This window comes from Acinetobacter sp. 226 (assembly GCF_048147925.1).
Classification (GTDB): domain Bacteria; phylum Pseudomonadota; class Gammaproteobacteria; order Pseudomonadales; family Moraxellaceae; genus Acinetobacter; species Acinetobacter pecorum.
This window is the reverse complement of sequence record NZ_JAYWYX010000024.1, coordinates 1-18,549: the sequence shown is the minus strand read 5'-3', so window position 1 is coordinate 18,549 and position 18,549 is coordinate 1. Positions and strand designations below refer to the sequence as shown.

General features: G+C 42.3%; 16 protein-coding genes. 9 read left to right on the top strand and 7 right to left on the bottom strand.

The genetic code is table 11. From position 1 onward, the window contains the following. Nucleotides 1–61 precede the first annotated feature (61 nt). The 3 genes from atpG to VXP95_RS11825 are packed head-to-tail and all read left to right on the top strand — an operon-like array spanning nt 62 to nt 2,798. Complete coding sequence (atpG, locus tag VXP95_RS11835; RefSeq protein ID WP_004280996.1) at nt 62–931, top strand: F0F1 ATP synthase subunit gamma; 870 nt, start codon at nt 62–64, stop codon at nt 929–931. A gap of 26 nt (nt 932–957) precedes the next feature. After that, nucleotides 958–2,352, top strand: coding sequence for a F0F1 ATP synthase subunit beta (gene atpD, locus VXP95_RS11830; RefSeq protein ID WP_004280997.1), 1,395 nt, complete (start codon nt 958–960; stop codon nt 2,350–2,352). Nucleotides 2,353–2,378: 26 nt separating this feature from the next. Beyond that, nucleotides 2,379–2,798, top strand: coding sequence for a F0F1 ATP synthase subunit epsilon (locus tag VXP95_RS11825; protein ID WP_064096955.1), 420 nt, complete (start codon nt 2,379–2,381; stop codon nt 2,796–2,798). A gap of 44 nt (nt 2,799–2,842) precedes the next feature. Here the strand turns inward: VXP95_RS11825 and VXP95_RS11820 are convergent, their stop codons facing one another. Then, nucleotides 2,843–4,504 carry an ATP-binding protein gene (locus tag VXP95_RS11820; RefSeq protein WP_416712091.1) on the bottom strand — a complete coding sequence of 554 codons (1,662 nt, stop codon included), beginning with the start codon at nt 4,502–4,504 and terminating at the stop codon, nt 2,843–2,845. Continuing rightward, nucleotides 4,497–5,789 carry an SIR2 family protein gene (locus VXP95_RS11815; protein ID WP_416712090.1) on the bottom strand — a complete coding sequence of 431 codons (1,293 nt, stop codon included), beginning with the start codon at nt 5,787–5,789 and terminating at the stop codon, nt 4,497–4,499. Before VXP95_RS11815 ends, VXP95_RS11820 begins: the two co-directional genes overlap by 8 nt. A 307-nt stretch (nt 5,790–6,096) precedes the next feature. On the opposite strand from VXP95_RS11815, the gene VXP95_RS11810 reads away from it, so the two are divergent. Both VXP95_RS11810 and adhP read left to right on the top strand, forming a co-directional pair. Continuing rightward, entirely contained in the window at nt 6,097–7,503 is a 1,407-nt protein-coding gene (locus VXP95_RS11810; RefSeq protein WP_416712089.1) for an NAD-dependent succinate-semialdehyde dehydrogenase, read from the top strand. Between the two features lie 370 nt (nt 7,504–7,873). Continuing rightward, the gene (gene adhP, locus VXP95_RS11805) at nt 7,874–8,905 is read left to right on the top strand and encodes an alcohol dehydrogenase AdhP (protein WP_416712088.1); all 1,032 of its coding nucleotides are present in this window, start codon (nt 7,874–7,876) and stop codon (nt 8,903–8,905) included. Nucleotides 8,906–8,981: 76 nt separating this feature from the next. Here the strand turns inward: adhP and VXP95_RS11800 are convergent, their stop codons facing one another. Next, nucleotides 8,982–9,557: a hypothetical protein gene (locus VXP95_RS11800; RefSeq protein ID WP_179992710.1), complete on the bottom strand. Its 576-nt coding sequence runs from the start codon at nt 9,555–9,557 to the stop codon at nt 8,982–8,984. A gap of 409 nt (nt 9,558–9,966) precedes the next feature. Then, a complete protein-coding gene (locus tag VXP95_RS11795; RefSeq protein ID WP_064096960.1) occupies nt 9,967–10,512 on the bottom strand; it encodes a glutathione peroxidase in 546 nt (181 codons plus the stop codon). A gap of 189 nt (nt 10,513–10,701) precedes the next feature. Here VXP95_RS11795 and VXP95_RS11790 point away from each other — a divergent pair, with 189 nt between their 5' ends. Continuing rightward, complete coding sequence (locus tag VXP95_RS11790) at nt 10,702–11,610, top strand: DMT family transporter (protein ID WP_416680957.1); 909 nt, start codon at nt 10,702–10,704, stop codon at nt 11,608–11,610. Between the two features lie 432 nt (nt 11,611–12,042). On the opposite strand, the gene VXP95_RS11785 is transcribed toward VXP95_RS11790, so the two are convergent. From VXP95_RS11785 to VXP95_RS11775, 3 genes are read right to left on the bottom strand one after another with little or no spacing between them, the layout of a single operon-like run. Next, the gene (locus VXP95_RS11785) at nt 12,043–12,612 is read right to left on the bottom strand and encodes an L-threonylcarbamoyladenylate synthase (protein WP_064096961.1); all 570 of its coding nucleotides are present in this window, start codon (nt 12,610–12,612) and stop codon (nt 12,043–12,045) included. 40 nt (nt 12,613–12,652) lie between these two features. Continuing rightward, nucleotides 12,653–13,792, bottom strand: coding sequence for a DNA-processing protein DprA (dprA, locus tag VXP95_RS11780; RefSeq protein ID WP_416680956.1), 1,140 nt, complete (start codon nt 13,790–13,792; stop codon nt 12,653–12,655). Between the two features lie 56 nt (nt 13,793–13,848). Further along, complete coding sequence (locus VXP95_RS11775; protein ID WP_064096963.1) at nt 13,849–15,003, bottom strand: LysM peptidoglycan-binding domain-containing protein; 1,155 nt, start codon at nt 15,001–15,003, stop codon at nt 13,849–13,851. Nucleotides 15,004–15,124: 121 nt separating this feature from the next. On the opposite strand from VXP95_RS11775, the gene def reads away from it, so the two are divergent. The 3 genes from def (at nt 15,125) to VXP95_RS11760 (ending at nt 18,270) form a co-directional block, all read left to right on the top strand. Then, nucleotides 15,125–15,655 carry a peptide deformylase gene (def, locus tag VXP95_RS11770; RefSeq protein WP_004644875.1) on the top strand — a complete coding sequence of 177 codons (531 nt, stop codon included), beginning with the start codon at nt 15,125–15,127 and terminating at the stop codon, nt 15,653–15,655. Nucleotides 15,656–15,746: 91 nt separating this feature from the next. Then, nucleotides 15,747–16,166, top strand: coding sequence for a DUF2946 family protein (locus VXP95_RS11765; protein WP_064101731.1), 420 nt, complete (start codon nt 15,747–15,749; stop codon nt 16,164–16,166). A 73-nt stretch (nt 16,167–16,239) separates the two neighbouring features. Then, the gene (locus VXP95_RS11760) at nt 16,240–18,270 is read left to right on the top strand and encodes a TonB-dependent copper receptor (RefSeq protein WP_416712087.1); all 2,031 of its coding nucleotides are present in this window, start codon (nt 16,240–16,242) and stop codon (nt 18,268–18,270) included. Nucleotides 18,271–18,549 lie beyond the last annotated feature (279 nt).

The window sequence follows — 18,549 nt, the reverse complement described above, 5'->3', positions numbered from 1 at the left end:
TTTGGTTCACGGAATCAACCTTCGGAAGCTCGCAAGGGCTTTCGAATACTAGGTTAAGCGTATGGCAAATTTAAAAGAAATTCGCGCCAAAGTAGCTAGTATCAAGAGCACGCAAAAGATTACTCGAGCGATGCAAATGGTAGCAGCTTCTAAGATGCGTCGTGCGCAAGAGCGCATGGCTCAAGGCCGTCCGTATGCCGAAAATATGCACCGTGTAATTGCTCATTTGGTTCAAGCGAATCCTGAATACAAACACCGTTATATGGTTGAACGCCCGGTTAAGCGCGTTGGCTATATTATTGTGTCATCAGATCGCGGCCTTGCTGGTGGTTTGAACATTAACCTGTTCAAAAAAGTGGTTAAACACGTTCAACAGCAACAAGAGCAGTCAATTGAAGTTCAATTTGCTTTAATTGGTCAAAAAGCGGTTTCGTTTTTTAAAAACTACGGCGGTAAAGTGCTTGGGGCGACGACGCAAGTCGGTGATACTCCAAGTCTTGAGCAGTTATCTGGTTCTGTACAGGTGATGTTGGATGCTTATGATAAAGGTGAGTTAGATCGTATTTATCTAGTGTCAAACGGCTTTGTCAATGCCATGACTCAAAATCAAAAGATCGAACAACTTGTTCCTTTGGCTGCTGCTGAAGAAGACAAGACTCTTAACCGTCAATACGGTTGGGATTATATCTACGAGCCTGAAGCTGAAGAGCTTTTAAATGGCTTGTTGGTTCGCTATATCGAGTCTGTGGTGTATCAAGGTGTGATTGAAAACATCGCATGTGAGCAGTCTGCACGTATGGTCGCTATGAAAGCAGCGACAGACAACGCAGGCGAGATCATTAAGAGCCTGCAACTTATTTATAACAAGCTGCGTCAAGCCGCGATTACTCAGGAAATTTCTGAGATCGTTGGTGGTGCCGCTGCCGTTTAACATTATTTTGAATTGAGGAGACAGCAATGAATAGCGGTCGTATCATTCAGATCATCGGCGCGGTTATCGACGTCGAGTTTGAACGCAACAGCGTTCCTAAGATCTATGACGCTCTCCAAGTAGATGGTACTGAAACTACTTTAGAAGTTCAGCAACAGCTTGGTGATGGCGTAGTTCGTACTATTGCAATGGGTTCTACTGAAGGCCTTAAGCGTGGTTTGAACGTAGTTAACACTGGCGCGCCGATTTCTGTACCAGTAGGTACAGCGACTCTAGGCCGTATCATGGACGTTCTTGGTCGCCCGATCGACGAAGCTGGTCCTGTTGCGACTGAAGCGCGTTTACCAATTCACCGCTCTGCACCTTCTTATGCAGAACAAGCAGCTTCTACTGACCTTCTAGAAACTGGTATTAAAGTCATCGACTTGCTATGCCCGTTCGCTAAAGGTGGTAAAGTTGGTCTGTTCGGTGGTGCCGGTGTTGGTAAAACTGTAAACATGATGGAATTGATCAACAACATCGCGAAAGCTCACTCAGGTTTATCTGTGTTTGCTGGTGTTGGTGAGCGTACTCGTGAAGGTAATGACTTCTATCACGAAATGAAAGATTCTAACGTTCTAGACAAAGTAGCAATGGTCTACGGTCAGATGAACGAGCCACCGGGTAACCGTTTACGCGTAGCGTTGACTGGTTTGACCATGGCTGAATATTTCCGTGACGAGAAAGACGAAAACGGTAAAGGCCGTGACGTACTATTGTTCGTAGATAACATCTATCGTTATACACTAGCGGGTACTGAAGTATCAGCACTTCTAGGTCGTATGCCATCTGCAGTAGGTTACCAGCCTACACTTGCAGAAGAGATGGGTGTTCTTCAAGAACGTATTACATCGACTAAGTCTGGTTCTATTACGTCAATCCAAGCGGTATACGTACCTGCCGATGACTTGACAGATCCATCGCCTGCTACAACGTTTGCTCACTTAGACGCAACTGTTGTATTGAGCCGTGACATCGCATCTTCTGGTATTTACCCAGCGATCGATCCACTAGACTCAACTTCACGCCAGTTAGATCCGTTAGTTGTTGGTCAAGAGCATTATGAAATTGCACGTTCTGTACAGAACGTATTGCAACGTTATAAAGAGCTTAAAGACATCATCGCGATTCTTGGTATGGACGAGCTTGCTGAAGAAGATAAACTGGTTGTTTACCGTGCGCGTAAAATCCAGCGTTTCTTCTCTCAACCGTTCCACGTAGCTGAAGTATTTACTGGTGCTCCTGGTAAATTAGTATCTCTTAAAGAAACGATTCGTGGCTTTAAAGGTCTTCTAGCTGGTGAATACGATCACATCCCAGAACAGGCGTTCTACATGGTTGGTGGTATTGACGAAGTGATTGCTAAAGCTGAGAAACTTTAATTAGTTCCCTAATTTAGGAGATTCTCATGGCGACTATGCAATGTGATGTTGTAAGTGTTCAGGAGTCTTTGTACTCAGGCACTGTAACTATGCTAATTGCTAAAGGTGCTGGCGGTGAGTTAGGTATTATGCCTGGTCACGCTCCGCTGGTAACTTTGCTCCAACCTGGCGCGATCCGCGTTATTTTGGAAAACGGTACAGAAGAATTAATCTATGTATCTGGTGGTGTTCTAGAAGTTCAACCGCATGTTGTTACGGTTCTTGCAGATACTGCAGTCCGTGCAGAAAACTTAGATGAAGCTGCAATTATTGAAGCGCGTAAACACGCTGAACAATTGCTAGCAAATCAAAAGGGCGATTTGGACGCTGCTGCTGCTTTGGCTGCTCTTGCAGAAACTGCTGCTCAGCTGGAAACGATCCGCAAAATCAAAAACCGCGCTCAATAAGAGACGGTTTGAGATTGAAGAAACCACCCGAAAGGGTGGTTTTTTTATGACCAATTTTTTTGGAAATTTGCACCTTCAGAGTTTGGCTTTATCGTTGGTTTTTTAATATTAATTGTTAGGGGAATAGGAAAATCATTTCCAATGATGACAGCTTCGCCAGGTTGTAAGCTTGGAAGGAAGTCAGAAGCTGCTTTATCAATTTCACCACATGCTCTTTCTACAATCTCACGATCTCGATCGTTTGTGAGACGATGAACAATTAAAGTTCCAAGTTGGCTAAGAACACCTTCCGTAATATCTCGAGGTCTTTGAGTTGCTAAGCAGATATTTAAACCAAATTTTCGACCTTCTTTTGCAATAAGCTCAAAAGCATCAAGTTTTGCTAAGGTATCTTCATTACCAATTGTTTTTCCTATGAAGTTATGTGCTTCATCTAGGAAAATAACTAGTGGTTTCTCTATAAAAGATAATTCTCGTGCTTTATTTAATAGTAATCGACCAATGACATTAGAAATAACTTCTCGAGCCTTAAATTCGAAACCAATTGCACTCATATCTATTCGTAAAAGTTTTTTACTAGAGTCGCTATAGAAAATATTCAATTCATCTAAAAGAGATGAATTTTGGTTTTGTTCGAAAACAAATCTAAAAGTATGTGAATTAATTAGACCGTTAATTCGAGTTAGTAATGATAAGCAGTGATTAAAATTGAAATCGTCTGCTATATAATTTGTACCTCTTAAGGTTACATACTCTTCTTTGATTTGTGCACATAATTTTGTGGGGTCAAAAGGGGTATGGGGTATTTCTAACAAGTACCGATCGCGAATTGATCTTATGGCAATCTTATAATTTTCTTCAGGTTGTCCAATTTTTATGAAAACTCCATTTTGAATCATTTCAGAATGCAGAGAATTCTGTTCAAGAAGCTTAACGAGCCTTAGACTTCTAATAGCTTCTCTAAACTTTGGACCTTGGGATTTTCCTGCTGGTTCGAACAAAGCTATAAAATCACTTTCTTCAAAGCAATCAGGTGGTATTTTTATGGCAGTAGAGCTTTCGGCAGGATTAGTTGGACTACCTAAGTGAACATTAGTTACTGAATTATCCTCAAATTTACTATATTCACCAGTTGGGTCTAATAAGATGATTTTGGAGTTAAATCTTAAACATTCTTCTAAGATTCGAGCTGTCGTATAGCTTTTTCCTCCGCCCGTTGCACCTAAAATACCTAAATGACGTCCAAATAGTTTTTCCGGTGTTATAGAAATTCCACAACTGTCATTTAAAATTGATCCAATATGTAAATTTATATTTGGATCTCCTTTTTGCATTTTCTGAGGAATTTTTGCAATAAATTCATGCGGTGCTGAATAAATTAAATCATTTATACTTGGATAGTAATCCACACCTGCTGATACTCTTAGATCATCCATTTGGATTGTTCCAAGAAGTTGTACACGGCCTACGATATCCAAATTTGACTTCGCTAAATCATCTTTCTTTATTTCTATGATACGTCCTAAAACTAAGTTGACTTGGCTTTCAATAATAACAAATTCACCAACTTCACCTTTGCCATAACGATTTCCACCAAAATATGTAGGTTCATGATTGTCATTGATGTATTTGAATTGAATACTGCTAGCATTAATTGAATTTACTTTTCCAAACATCAGTTCAGGTTGTAAAATTCCATTAAACATGATGACCTCCAAATGCTTTTTGGAGATTCTCGTAAAGATTTTCAGCAGGTGATAATGCTGTTAAATCAGGAATAATTTCTGATAGTTTTCCAAAATCACTATTTATAAAGATTATTTCATCATTTTTTCGAGTGTCTGCAACATGTTTTAATCTCTCCCAATACGGTGAAGTGGAGTTGGCATCTTTTAGAAAGTCATTTTTTAGAGTTGGTGTGCAAATAATAACTTTAAGATGTGGATTTGAATAAATGGCAGAAAGGATAGGTTCAGATAGATGATCGTCGTCAAAGCCAAATCCAACAATAATTAAACACGTATTAGGCTCTCGTAGCGCATGGTTAAATCTAGAGATTAGTTCTAGGTGTGGCTGTACATATGATTGCTGGTATTTACCTTTAGCTGGAAAAATCATACAACTTTGTTCAGCTTCTACCTTATCAACCTGTTGGACTGGGTAGCCATTTTCTCTTTTCCAATTAACAGATCCATGCAACTTGTATAGCTGAAACACGCCTTCAAGATATTGAGGATTGTTTAAGTTTATTGTCGGACTTCTTTTGATGATATCTAGATCAAAGAACTTCGGATCATATATACGAGGAAATGAAAAAGAAAAACCATCTATAACAGTAATCCCTAATTTACTAGCAGCTGTTTCAAAACATGTATCGTAGTTTGTTGTAAATAACTTAATACGAGGGTCTTTTGATTTTCTTCGGGACAATTTCCTAATAAATTCACGATGTTTAGTCAATTGTTCTTGTTCATTCGTAATAAATTGGCAGGCTTCTAAAATCTTTTTTTTACAACTTAGGACAAATTCTCTTGTTGATATGCAGTCGTCTTCTTTTGTGATTTGAATAAAAGATTCACAATGGGAAAGACATTCTTCAATATTTTTATATTTTTCTTCAACTACATAAGTATCATACTTACTCTCGCTAAAAGCTTTATTACTTAGTTCATGCATGTCATCTTTGGTGCATCGCTCCCATAAATTCCACATCGATGGACCATTTATAGGTGAACCTAAAGAAGTACCACTACCTGCAAGTACCATAATATTGGGCATTTGAATTGCTGTTTTTAATTTTTGAGAAAGCAGTTCTTTAGTATTTCTTTGGCTTTCTAATCGAGTTTTCTCATCTGCAATTTCTTTTTCTGTGGTTGGTGGTGGAGACAGAGGTGGTGCAGATTCTCCTTCTTCAAGAATAAATTTATCATTATCAAATCTATTCCATAGCCCTGTCTGAAAGTCATAAAGCTCAAAAGTACTTATTTTCATAATTGTAGATAGTTGAAATTTATATTATTTGAATAATATTTAATCTTTTATGTTATTTCAAAGGAATATTACTTCTTTCTACGTATTAAGCAAAAATTATAAATTCATACTAAGTAAAATCTAATTTTGTACCACTCGATATCACTTTTACCCCTTCTCAGTAATGTTTTGAACCAATCTGTAAACCTGCACACGCCATAAAAAAATCAATGATAAGTTAAATGATTCGAACAGATTTCGCTTGTTATAGCTGAATGCGATAGAAGTGTAGAACAGGCAAAACTTATAATTGAAAAAAGGGAAAACCATGGCTTATCAATCTATTAATCCATTTACCAATCAAAAATTGAAAGACTACCCAACGCATAGCGATCAAGATATTCAACATGCACTCGATACTGCAGAAAAAATCCTAAAGTCAGAATGGTCACAGCAGGTCGATACCCGTATTGAGGTACTGCGTAAATTGGCTACCAACATGCGAGCGCAAAAATCCGAACTGGCCAAGCTTATGACCCAGGATATGGGAAAACTGATTAAGCAGAGTGAAGGTGAAATCGAAACCTGCGCCAAAATTGCAGAATACTATGCCGATCATGCCAAAGAATTTTTAGCGCCAGTGTCTTATCAGACCGATCTGGGTGAAGCCTGGGTCGAGCATCATCCATTGGGTATTATCATGGCAGTTGAACCGTGGAATTTCCCATTTTATCAACTGATGCGGGTATTTGCGCCGAACTGTGCCATTGGTAATCCGGTTCTGGCAAAACATGCTGGCATTGTACCGCAATGTGCGGAAGCCTTTGAACAACTGATTTTGGATGCAGGTGCACCCAAAGGTGTCTGGACCAATCTGTTTATCAGTAGTGATCAGGTCGCTGAAGTAATTGCAGACAAGCGTGTGCGTGGTGTAGCACTCACAGGTTCAGAAGGTGCGGGCAGTGCTGTCGCTGAACAGGCCGGAAAACATCTTAAAAAATCAACGCTGGAACTGGGCGGTAATGATGTCTTTATTGTGCTGGATGATGCTGATCTGGAAAAGGCCATCAAGATAGGCTGCCAAGCACGGGTGAACAATACCGGTCAAGTCTGTACAGCAGCCAAACGCTTTATCCTGCATGAAAAAATTGCAGAAGAATTTAAGGCTGGCATGATCAAGGTATTTGAAGGGTTAAAAATTGGCGATCCGCTTGATCCTGAAACCACACTGGGTCCACTGTCTTCCGCTGATGCTTTGGAAAAGCTGACCGAACAGGTCGATAAGGCGGTAGAATATGGTGCGAAAGTGGTCACTGGGGGCAAGCCGTATGAGCATGCAGGCAATTTCTATCAGCCGACGATTTTGGAAAATATCAGCCGAGATAATCCGGCTTGGTATGAAGAATTCTTTGGTCCGGTTGCCCAGATTTATGTGGCCAAGGATGAGGATGAGATTGTTTCGATTGCCAATGATTCCAATTATGGTCTGGGTGGCGTGATTCATTCACAAGATATCGAGCGGGCGAAAAAGCTGGCTTCACGTGTCGAAACGGGCATGATCTGGATTAACTGGTATACCGATACTGCGCCAGAACTGCCATTTGGCGGAATCAAGAACTCGGGTTATGGTCATGAACTCTCCATTGACGGTTTCAGAGAATTTGTACAGAAAAAACTGGTCGTCGTGAAAAGCCCAAAAAATAAGCCCAACACCAAACTAGAAAGCCACTGCTGAAGTGGCTTTCTTTTAATTAGTATTGATTAAATTCCTTTCGAATATGACTAATTATCACCTTATTATAAAGATACGGGCTTAAGAAGATGTAGTCTAAAATTTGAAGCTATCTTATTTGGATAAAAATATTATATCTGCTGATAGTGAATTTAATTAAATCATTATTATTCTTATATTTATGTGTAAATAAAAATATTTGTTTGGAGATAGTCGAGCATAATTTAAAAATAACAGCCAAAAAAATTTTAAGAATTTTTAAAGAATAGCGGAGAAATACAATTCTATAGTTGTTGCAGTTTTTCTATTGTCTATAATTAAGGAGATTATTCAAAAATAATCTGAAATTATAATAATAGAAGAGAGAATTAATATGCCAACAACAATGAAAGCAGCGGTCGTAACTGCATTTAACCAACCCTTAGAAATCCAAGAACTCAACATCCCTCAAGTTCGTCCAGGCAAAGTCCTGGTCAAGATCATTGCCACAGGTGTTTGTCATACCGATCTGCATGCCATGCATGGCGACTGGCCGGTGCAACCGAGCTTACCTTTTATTCCCGGGCATGAGGGAGTAGGAGAAGTGATTGAAATAGGTGAAGGCATTGACCATTTAAAAATAGGAGATATTGTCGGTATTCCATGGCTGTATTCGGCTTGTGGCCATTGTGAACATTGTTATGCGGGCTGGGAAACCCTGTGTAGAAAACAGCAAAATTCGGGGTATTCGGTCAACGGCAGCTTTGCTGAATATTGTCTGGCCGATGGAGATTATGTAGGAGTAATTCCAGAGGGAGTGGATTTACTTGAAATAGCACCTATTCTCTGTGCAGGCGTCACTGTCTATAAAGGTCTGAAAATGGCTGATGCTAAAACAGGAGACTGGATGGCAATTTCGGGCATTGGCGGTCTGGGTCATATTGCTGTTCAATATGCCAAAATCATGGGATTTAATGTTATTGCCATAGATGTGGATGACTCAAAACTGGAACTGGCCAAAAATCTGGGTGCTGATGTGGGCATAAATGCACTGAAATCTGATGTAAAAGAAGAAGTGATGAAAGCCACCGGAGAAGGTTGTCATGGGGTATTGGTAACAGCAGTCTCTCCCAAAGCTTTTGAACAGGCTGTCTCGATCGTGCGTCGGGGGGGAACTATGGTGCTAAATGGTTTACCACCAGGCAAGTTTGACTTGTCGATTTTTGATATGGTACTTGACGGCATTACGGTGCGCGGCTCGATAGTGGGTACACGACTGGATCTCAATGAAGCATTGGATATTGCTGCCCGGGGTAAGGTTAAGGCACATATTAATGTTGAGCCGCTGCAAAATATCAATGATATTTTTCAGCGTATGGAACAAGGGAAAATTGATGGCCGGATCGTGATCGATATGCGACTTTAATTCCTCATTGAGGGAAAATAAAAGCCAATCTGGTTCTTGCCGGATTGGTTTTTTGATGAAAGGGATTGAATGAGTTTTAACCTTGTTTCTGCTCGGGATTCTGGATCAGCAAGCCGGCCAGTTTGATCATTTCGGCTTGAACATTGACCATCTGCGATTCAATCTTTTTCAAGTCCACTTGGCTAAAATCCACCTGACCATTCAAGAGGGGAGAAGCCAGCACTTGCTGGTTTGCAGACATCATATTATTACGAATCTGGTCAATTTCCTGACTTTTTAAGTTCAGGTTACCCAGCACCTGATTAAAACTGCTGAGTTGCTGTTGAAGCTGGGTCGCAGTGGATTGCAGCTGCTGGGTATCTTTGGCTTCGACCGCCGTTTGCAGTTCGGTCTGGGTCTGTTTTAACTGTTCCACATAACTGCCGGCCTTGAGCTGCAAGTCGGCGACATCCCGAACCATATAAAACATATTGCCAGATTTAAGTTCAGTTGGTGTTGCCGAGCCTTGTTGCTGAGAGGTTGGTTCCAGATCTGACGTTGTTGTATCTGCCTGTTCAGTAGGTGTTTCGACAGCCTGTTCGCAGCCCATCAGTAAAATTCCCGAGCTAAATAATGCGAAAGGAAGGACAGCATTGGCAAGAATTTTGGACATGGAATCAGGGTCTCGATACAGGTGATAGAATTTGGATAGTATTTAATATAAGGACAAACTATGGAGATAAAAAAGATTGTTGCAAACTCATAACAATTCTTCTGGATTTTAAATAATTAGCCAGACAGAAGTGAGAAAAATCTAATAAAAATGAATAAGTAAATATTTTATTTTAAGCGGGGCGGCTCGTTTGGCCGGCGATTAACTTGAAGACTTTATTGTGTGGAATTTCATTCGACTATTATTTTCCTGCGTCCTAAGCAATTGCTGATTGTGCACGGATTGGTTGAGTCTTTACAAATGTAGGTGAATATCAACTTAGTGAAATAAGAGTTTTAAATAGAAATAAGTACCCATTATGAAAACAGATACTTATTTTAATCTTAATGCTTATTGGGAGAGCAGAGCGTTATTTTGCCAGTTCTGCATTCACCGCATCTACAATCCGTGGATCATCTGCAGTGATGTCTGGTGCAAAACGTGCCACCACTTCGCCATTTTTATTGATCAGGAATTTTTCAAAGTTCCAGAGTACTTCTGGTGGTTGGTTTGGGGTCAGGCCATAATCGACCAGATCTTTCCACCAAGGTCCCTCGCCGATACGTTCCGGTACAGCCTGTGTAAGAGTGGTATATAAAGGATGCTTGTCTTCGCCCGCCACAGAGATTTTTGCGAATAACGGAAAGTCGACTTTATAATTCACCGAACAGAATTCCTGAATCTCGGCTTCACTGCCTGGTTCCTGCTCCAAAAAGTTGTTGGCAGGAAAGCCCAGAATTTCCAGACCTTCAGCTTTTTTGTCATCATACAGTTTTTGTAAACCTTCATATTGCGGCGTCAGGCCACATTTAGAAGCGACGTTGACTACCAGCAAAACCTTACCCTGGTATTGGTTTAAAGTGGTTTCTGTTCCGTCAATGGTTTTGACCGGAATGTCATATACAGAGCGAGTCATTAGATTTCCTGTTTATTGCGACTGAATCGGTATTTGTTTTAACGGGTATTCAGATTTAGTACAAGTACAAACAGGTGAGCTGATTTACTCAAGGCAGTAAAATTGCTGCAATATTATGTGAAAAATCTATTATGCTAGGGTGCGAATAGGAATAGCTTAATACAAGACCAGCGACTCATGGATGACAGTATGATACAACAACAAAAAGCAGCCTGGTGGGCCATGGCCTTACCCCTGGCCGCAGTTTTGATTTGGTCTCTGAATATGACGGTTACCCGTTATGTGGCAGATTATATTTCTCCCATCAGTATCAGTTTTTACCGCTGGGCCTTGGCTTTGCTAATTTTAACTCCCTTTATGTTGCCCAGAGTCAAAGCAGCCTGGCCAGAAATCCGTCCACATCTCGGACATTTTGCCATTTTGAGTGCGTTGGGAATGGTACTGTATCAGGGACTGGCTTATAGCTCGGCACACTACACTACTGCCACCAACATGGGCCTGATCAATGCCTTTATTCCTATTTTTACCATTATCGTGGGTATTTTTGTTTTAAGGATTCGCCCGACGCAGGCTGCAGTGCTGGGAAGCCTTTTGTCGTTTATTGGCCTGATGTATGTCATGGCGCAAGGGCAGGGCCTGCAGTTTTTAAGCGTGGGTGAAAGTTATATTGGCGATCTGCTGATGTTGATCGCGGTATTTTTCTATTCCTGTTATGGCGTATTGCTGAAGAAATGGAAGATTCAGATTCCACTACTACTGAGTCTGTATATCCAGATTTTTATGGCTTTTCTTTACCATATTCCTTTGATACTGTTTTTAGGTCTGGACAGCATCAATAGCGCGAATGCAGCTAGCATTGTCTATGCCGGAATTTTTCCTTCCATTGCCGCGCCCTTATTCTGGATGATGGCTGTGCAGCAGCTTGGTCCAAATCGTAGCAGTATTTTTATGAACCTGATGCCTGTCTTTACCGCAGTAGTCGCATATTTGTGGTTAGGCGAAGCTTGGACGATGTATCACACTATTGGCGGCAGTATTATTTTATTGGGGGTTTTATGGGCGCAATACCCTGGGAAAAGCCAAGTCATAAGGAAGTAGGCCAGTTTTTAAAATCCTTAATCGTTTAAATATTGATCATTCAGGCATGTTTTTTTAAGAGAATTCATTTGTTAAATACTGATTTCTGAATGCAAAAATAAATAGAAAATTAGCACTTTATTTTAAAATCGGAATGGAATGAGCGAGATATTTTGAATTTTTAATAAAAGTTCTACTTTGTTAATAGAAAAAATGTATTAATTGAGTTTTTTATTGTACTTGTTGTTGTGACTAATTTCTCGCATAATGCGCCCATCGAGAATGATCAGGCAAAAAAAACCTTGTTTTATCAGGCTCCCAGAGATTTTCTGAACCCTCTGGATGTGATTTATGCACATCCTTTTTTATGCTCAGCCATCCCTATATGGTTGAGCTTTTTTTTGTCTTAAAACTTTAGTCGGGTTTGAATATCCCGACTAAATCCGCTAAGTCTCAGTCACGAATAACCGCGCCAGTGAGTGCATCAATAATCCGGCTCGGTTGCTGACTTAAACCAAGGTCGCCATTCAGATAATTCAGGTTCTGGTCAAAATAGCGGAGGGCATCCTGAAGTGAGCGGGCAGGTTCCATGCCGGCAGGATTGGCGCTGGTCGAAACGATAAAACCACCAAAGGCCTGACACAGTGCCACGCAGAGCGGGTGAGTGGTTACACGTACGGCCACTTGAGTATGTTGACCTTTAATCCAGTCAGGAATCTCTTTATTTGCAGGAAGCAGCCAGGTGGTCGCACGCTCTGCAGGCCTGTCATGGTTCCAGGATTCAATCACTTTGTCACGCATTTCTTCGCTTAAATCCTGTAGCAGATGTTCTACCTGTGAAAGATGAGCTGCCAGCAGAATCACACCTTTCTCAATCGGGCGCTGCTTCAATTCTAAAATCTGATGAAATGCCTGTTCATTATAGGGGTCGCAACCCAAGCCCCAAACAGCCTCTGTAGGATATGCCAAGACTTGTCCGTCTTTAAGCCATGCTGCTGCTTCGGCAACAGAGGTAGTGATCATGTGAATACCTTTATCAAACAACAAAGCGCTATTGTGAACCTTATTTGAGAATCCGACAACGTAGATACAGGCCGGCTTGCTGGGTGCAAAAACCGAGTAACTCCAGTTCCATCAGTTGACTGGTCAAAGCAGATACCTCTTGCTGAACCTGCGTTCCCAGTTGATCCAGACTCTGTCCCACCCAGTCCAGCTGGTTGTACAGACTGAGCAGATGTGGCGGGATCTGTTGTGATTCTGCTGCAGCGACTTCCAGTTTGGGGGTATTTTCCAAAGCCTGCCATTGCGTCGCCAGTGCCAGTTCTTCGATTACCTGCTGTGGATGGTCAATCAGAATCGCACCCTCACGAATCAGTTGGTGACAGCCCTGATGATGCTCACTGTAAATATGTCCCGGAATGGCAAACACGGTTTTGCCTTGCTCGGCTGCCAATTTAGCCGTAATCAGAGAACCACTTTTTAATGCAGCCTCTGCCACAATCACGCCTAGACTTAAACCACTGACTATTCGGTTGCGCCGTGGAAAATGATGCTGCAAAGGCAGTGTATCTGGCAGAAACTCACTGATGACGGCACCGCCATGCTCAATGATTTGCTGGCGTAATGATTGATGTTGTGCTGGATAGGTTTGATCCAGTCCGGTGGCCATTACCGCAATCGTCCCCTGATGTTGTAGGGCAGCCCGATGTGCTGCTTCATCAATACCATGTGCCAGACCGCTATTGATATAAAAACCCTGTTCACTCAGGTAAAAAGCAAAATCATAAGCTACTTGCCGGCCGTGTGGACTGGGTTTGCGGCTGCCCACAATGGCAATTTGTGCCTGAAGCAGAGTATCGGGTCTACCCTGACCAAAAATGATTGGGGGTTTATCTATATAAGGATGCAACTGCTGCGGATAATGCGGATCGCCATGCAATAAAACAAAGTCACTATCCTGCTGGATCTGCTGCAGACAACGCTGAAATTTCTGCTGGGCTTCGGGAAGAGAAAATTCTTTTAAGCGCTGTACATGATTGGCATGAATACCCAGTGCCTGCCAGACAGGGGCTTGATCCGGCTGAAGGGCATGGGTCAGTTCGGCATAGTGTTGACTGATTTTATGGAAACTCGAAAGAGAATGCTGAACCAGATACCATAACGTAATTGTTTCCAGTTGCGCGCGCGATAACGGGTTCAGCATATTGAGACCTATAGGGTTGTCTTCTTGTTATTAAGTTTTTTTATTTAGACAAATATTTATTCATCTAAAAGAGGCGCTTGAATTCCTGCACCAACCTTGATTGGTAATTCGCTCTCCAGCACATAGGCATAGCTCAACTGATCGAAGGTTTTAAATACCATGATCTGGCCAATACGCTCGCCTGGCAGTTGCACACGTTCTTTAGTCTTCGGATCAGTCACGACTTCACCTTTCTGGTTGACACTAAAGACATGACCCGTCTGAACCCCATGTGCCGTACCACGGTCAATGGTGACAACACTATGACGTGCTGCGGTACCAATTGATCCCAATACGCGAACAATCTGGCCGCCGGCAGCAATATTTTCCGCGCTGGTCGGATAGAACAGGGTTGGTAACATTGGATCATATTCAGGGAGTACACGGTCACCGCGACGTACTTCAGCATTGTAACTGTCCGTCAGTTCAAGTGTGGTGACATCACCTTCGTTACGTACTGCAATACCAGACGCCACCTGTTGCAGCTCAAGTGCAGCAGTATATTTCTTGCCGTTTGCATCCGTAAATACATACGGTTCCGCTTCACGATAAACGGCATAGCGTTGACCAACTTCCAGACCGTTGCCACGTGCATAAACTTTCTGGCCTTTGCCTGCCAGTACGCGCTGATCTGCAGTTCCGAGAATATAGGGCGTACCTTGAACTGAATCAGGCGCCATCAGGGTATAACGCTCTAGCCATTGCCTGATATGTTCTAGTGGAATCACGGGAATGGTGTTATTTAAAGATTCAACCCGAATCTGGGGTTGCAGGGTAGTGCTGCCCAGATAGCGGCTGATAATACCCTCACAACCATCCCCTTCGTCTTTACCAATAATCGGGCGGCCCTGGTAATCACACATGAGCAGGCGGTCACCCGGGAAAATCCAGTGCGGATTTTTCACGTGTTTATTGCTGGCCCAGATTTCCGGCCAACGTACCGGATTTTTCAGGAAGCGTTTTGAGATATCCCAAAGCGTATCGCCTTTTTTCACCACATAAACGTTTGGTGCATTGGCTTTTAATGCCGGTGGATTAACGTTGCGTGCAGGTGCTGCCTCAGCAGAATGAATGGTCCCCATACTGACGCCAACACAGACGGCAAGTGCCAGCATCTGATTTTTAAACCCCAAGGCACTAAAAAATGGCATGCCTTTCAAAACCTTTTTCATTATCATAATTCCTAAAATTATGTGCGTAGTTGCGTTATAATAACGATCTTACACACATTTTTTTGATGAAGCATTCCCTTCATTTGGTTTTTTTGATCAATGGCATAATTGAGGACGCAGTATGGCCTTATTACCTATTTTAAGTTTCCCGGATCCCCGTCTTCGTACCATTGCACAACCTGTCGAAGAAGTGACTGATGAAATTCGTCAGCTCGCTGCGGATATGTTTGAAACCATGTATGAAGCACCAGGTATCGGACTTGCCGCGACTCAGGTGGATCGTCATATTCAGCTGATTGTTATGGATCTGTCTGAAAATAAAGATCAACCGATGGTGTTCATTAACCCCAAAATCACACCATTGACTGAAGAAACGCAGCCCTACGAAGAAGGCTGTCTATCAGTCCCTCAAATATACGATAAAGTTGATCGTCCGTCACGCGTAAAAATTGAGGCGATTAATCTGGAAGGTCAAGCATTTGAGCTCGATGCTGACGGACTTCTCGCTGTGTGTATCCAACATGAAATGGATCACTTAAATGGCAAGTTATTTGTTGATTATTTATCGCCATTAAAACGCCAGCGTGCCCGTGAAAAAGTGGAAAAACTGGTACGCCAGCGGAATAAAGACAAAGTAGCCGTGAAACGTTAGGATAATTTCAAAGTCTATTTTAATGGCCAAACCAGCCCAATTCTGATTGGGCTTTGCTATACTTGGCCTAGATAAATTTAAGGGCTTGCCTATGGTCCTGCGGGGCGGTCTGCTACTTTCCTTGGTAGCAGTGTTTTTACAGATTGCGGTATTTTTACAGCCTTTATTGCCAAAGCAATATCAGGTTGCTCCGGTCTGTGAAACCATCACGCATGCACTTTTAGACAAATCCTCTGTTGATCATTCTCATCATGCCGAGCAGCACGCTCAGCATTCTGTCACAGCACAGCATATTCCTGCTGATGTCCATGAGCATGATGCCAGCCATCAATGCCAGTACTGTACCGTCTATGGCAACCTGATCTTGCCGCCTGAACTGGACATTAAAGAAGTTCTGGATCGAATCCAGGTCAGACTGCTGGCTTTTGAAAAAACCTTTAAGCATGTCTGGTTTGCTCTGCAGCGGCTGTTCCTGTTACCGCAGGGCAGAGCTCCACCACTGCTTGCATAAATCCACGTTGTTTTTCGTCTGGGTCTTGAGTGACTTAGACCGTGTTCAATTTATGTATTCAGTGAGATAGAAAATGGCTCAGCCTAAGTTTTTTCTACAGCCACTTGCGGCTGCGATTTGTATTGCCTGTTATTCAGCTTCGGTAATGGCCAATGAAGCCATGCCTGTACAAACCATGGCGCCGATTGTGGTGACCTCGACTGCAGGTAATGATGCCAATGGACTGGTTGTCCATGCCGATCCTAAACAGCCGATCCAGCCTGTTCCTGCCACAGATGGCGCAGATTATCTGCAAAGCATTGTGGGTTTTAGTTCAGTCAATAGTGGTGCAGGAACCAATGGGGATGTCACTTTCCGCGGTATGTTCGGTTCACGAATTAAAATTTTAACGGATGGCACGGAAAATCTGGGGGCCTGTCCAAGCCGGATGGATTCGCCCACCTCCTATATTTCCCCGGAAAGCTATGACCAGATTTCGGTCATTAAAGGTCCGCAGACGGTGCAATATGCCAATACCGGTTCAGCCGCAACCGTCATTTTTGAGCGTTCACCTGAACAGTTTGATGCAGACAATCACTATCGCGGTCAGGCCAGTGTCCTGCTGGGCTCCTTCGGACGTCTTGACCATAATGTCGAAGTTGCAGCAGGTGATGCACAGAAATATATTCGCCTGAATACCAGCCGCTCTGTTTCAGACAGTTATAAAGATGGTAATGGCACGACCGTTCCTTCCGATTGGGAGCGCTGGAATGCCGACGTTGCATTAGGCTGGACACCGGATAGTGATACCTGGGTAGAGCTGACCGGGGGCAAGGCGGATGGTGAAGCTGTGTATGCCAGCCGTGCAATGGATGGCTCCAAGTTTGCCCGTGAAAGTCTGGGTTTGCGTGTTGAAAAGAGAAATGTCAGCGATGTGATCAAGAAAATTGAAGCACAGGTAAACTACAATTTTAATGATCATGTCATGGATAACTATAGTCTGCGCGAGTTCAAGCCTGGCGGTATGATGAGTATGCCTATGGCCACTAATGTGGCGCGTAAGACATTGAATGCGCGTATGGCAATGACCAGTGAATGGGATAATTTACAGCTGATTACAGGTATCGATAGCCAGAATAATCAGCATAGCAAACGTAACGGAAATCTGATGACAGCGTATCAGAATAAGCCACGTATTAAAGATATGGAATTCCAGTCGATCGGTGGTTTCGGTGAGCTCAGTTATGAGGTTAGTGATAATCATAAGCTGGTGAGTGGCCTGCGTCTGGATCAGGTCAAAGTAGAAGCAGTGGAGTCAAACCAAGAGCGTAAAGAAACTTTACCAAGTACTTTTTTGCGTTTTGAGAATCAGCATCCAGACCATGATGATGGCAAGACTTATATTGGTATTGGCTATGTCGAACGTATGCCGGATTACTGGGAGCTGTTCAGTCCAAAATCAGGCAATGGTCATCCTAATACCTTTAAGAACATTGATACTGAAAAAACTTTACAGCTGGATATTGGCTACCAGCATGAACATGGTAATTTCAGTTCATGGGCATCGGCATATGCAGGTGTGATCAATGATTACATCCTCACGACTTACTTGCCAACAGGTAATATGGGAATGTTAGAAGCGCATAGCCGAAATGTAGATGCAACGGTGGCAGGTGCAGAAGTCGGAATCGGATATCAGTTTACTGATGCGATTCAGGCTGACCTGAGTGCGATGTATGCCTGGGGTGAAAATACCAGTGACAATACGCCGTTGCCACAGATTTCACCTTTGGAGGCTCGGGTAAATTTACGTTATATCCAGGATAACTATACTTTGGGTGCCTACTGGCGCCTGGTCAATCGCCAGAACCGGATTAGTGAGCGTGAAGGCAATATTGTCGGCTATGATCTAAAGCAAAGTGCTGGTTTTGGCACTCTCTCTTTAAATGGTACATATCATGTAAATGACAACATGGATCTTTCTGTGGGCATCGATAATGTACTGGACCGTACCTATGCCGAGCATTTGAACAAGATGGGCAGTTCCGGTTTCGGATTTGCTGCCAATGAGCAATTTAATAATATCGGACGGAATTACTGGGCAAGAATCAGTATGAAATTCTAATTTGAACTGAAAATAAACAAAAAGCAGGAGTTTTTTCCTGCTTTTTGTTGAGGGTGGTAATTTAAATTCATATTTATCAGTAGGTTGGTATTATTTGGTTTTGTATTAAATAATAACTCAAACTTTTATTAAAATAATTTTTATAAATAAAACAGTAATTTATGGATTTTATGGATTATAAAATAAACATGCGTTTGTAAAGTTTAAAAAATGGGGTTGCAAGGGATGTGAAATGCTGTAGAATGCACATCCATCGGCGGTGATGAAGATTAAAACTTC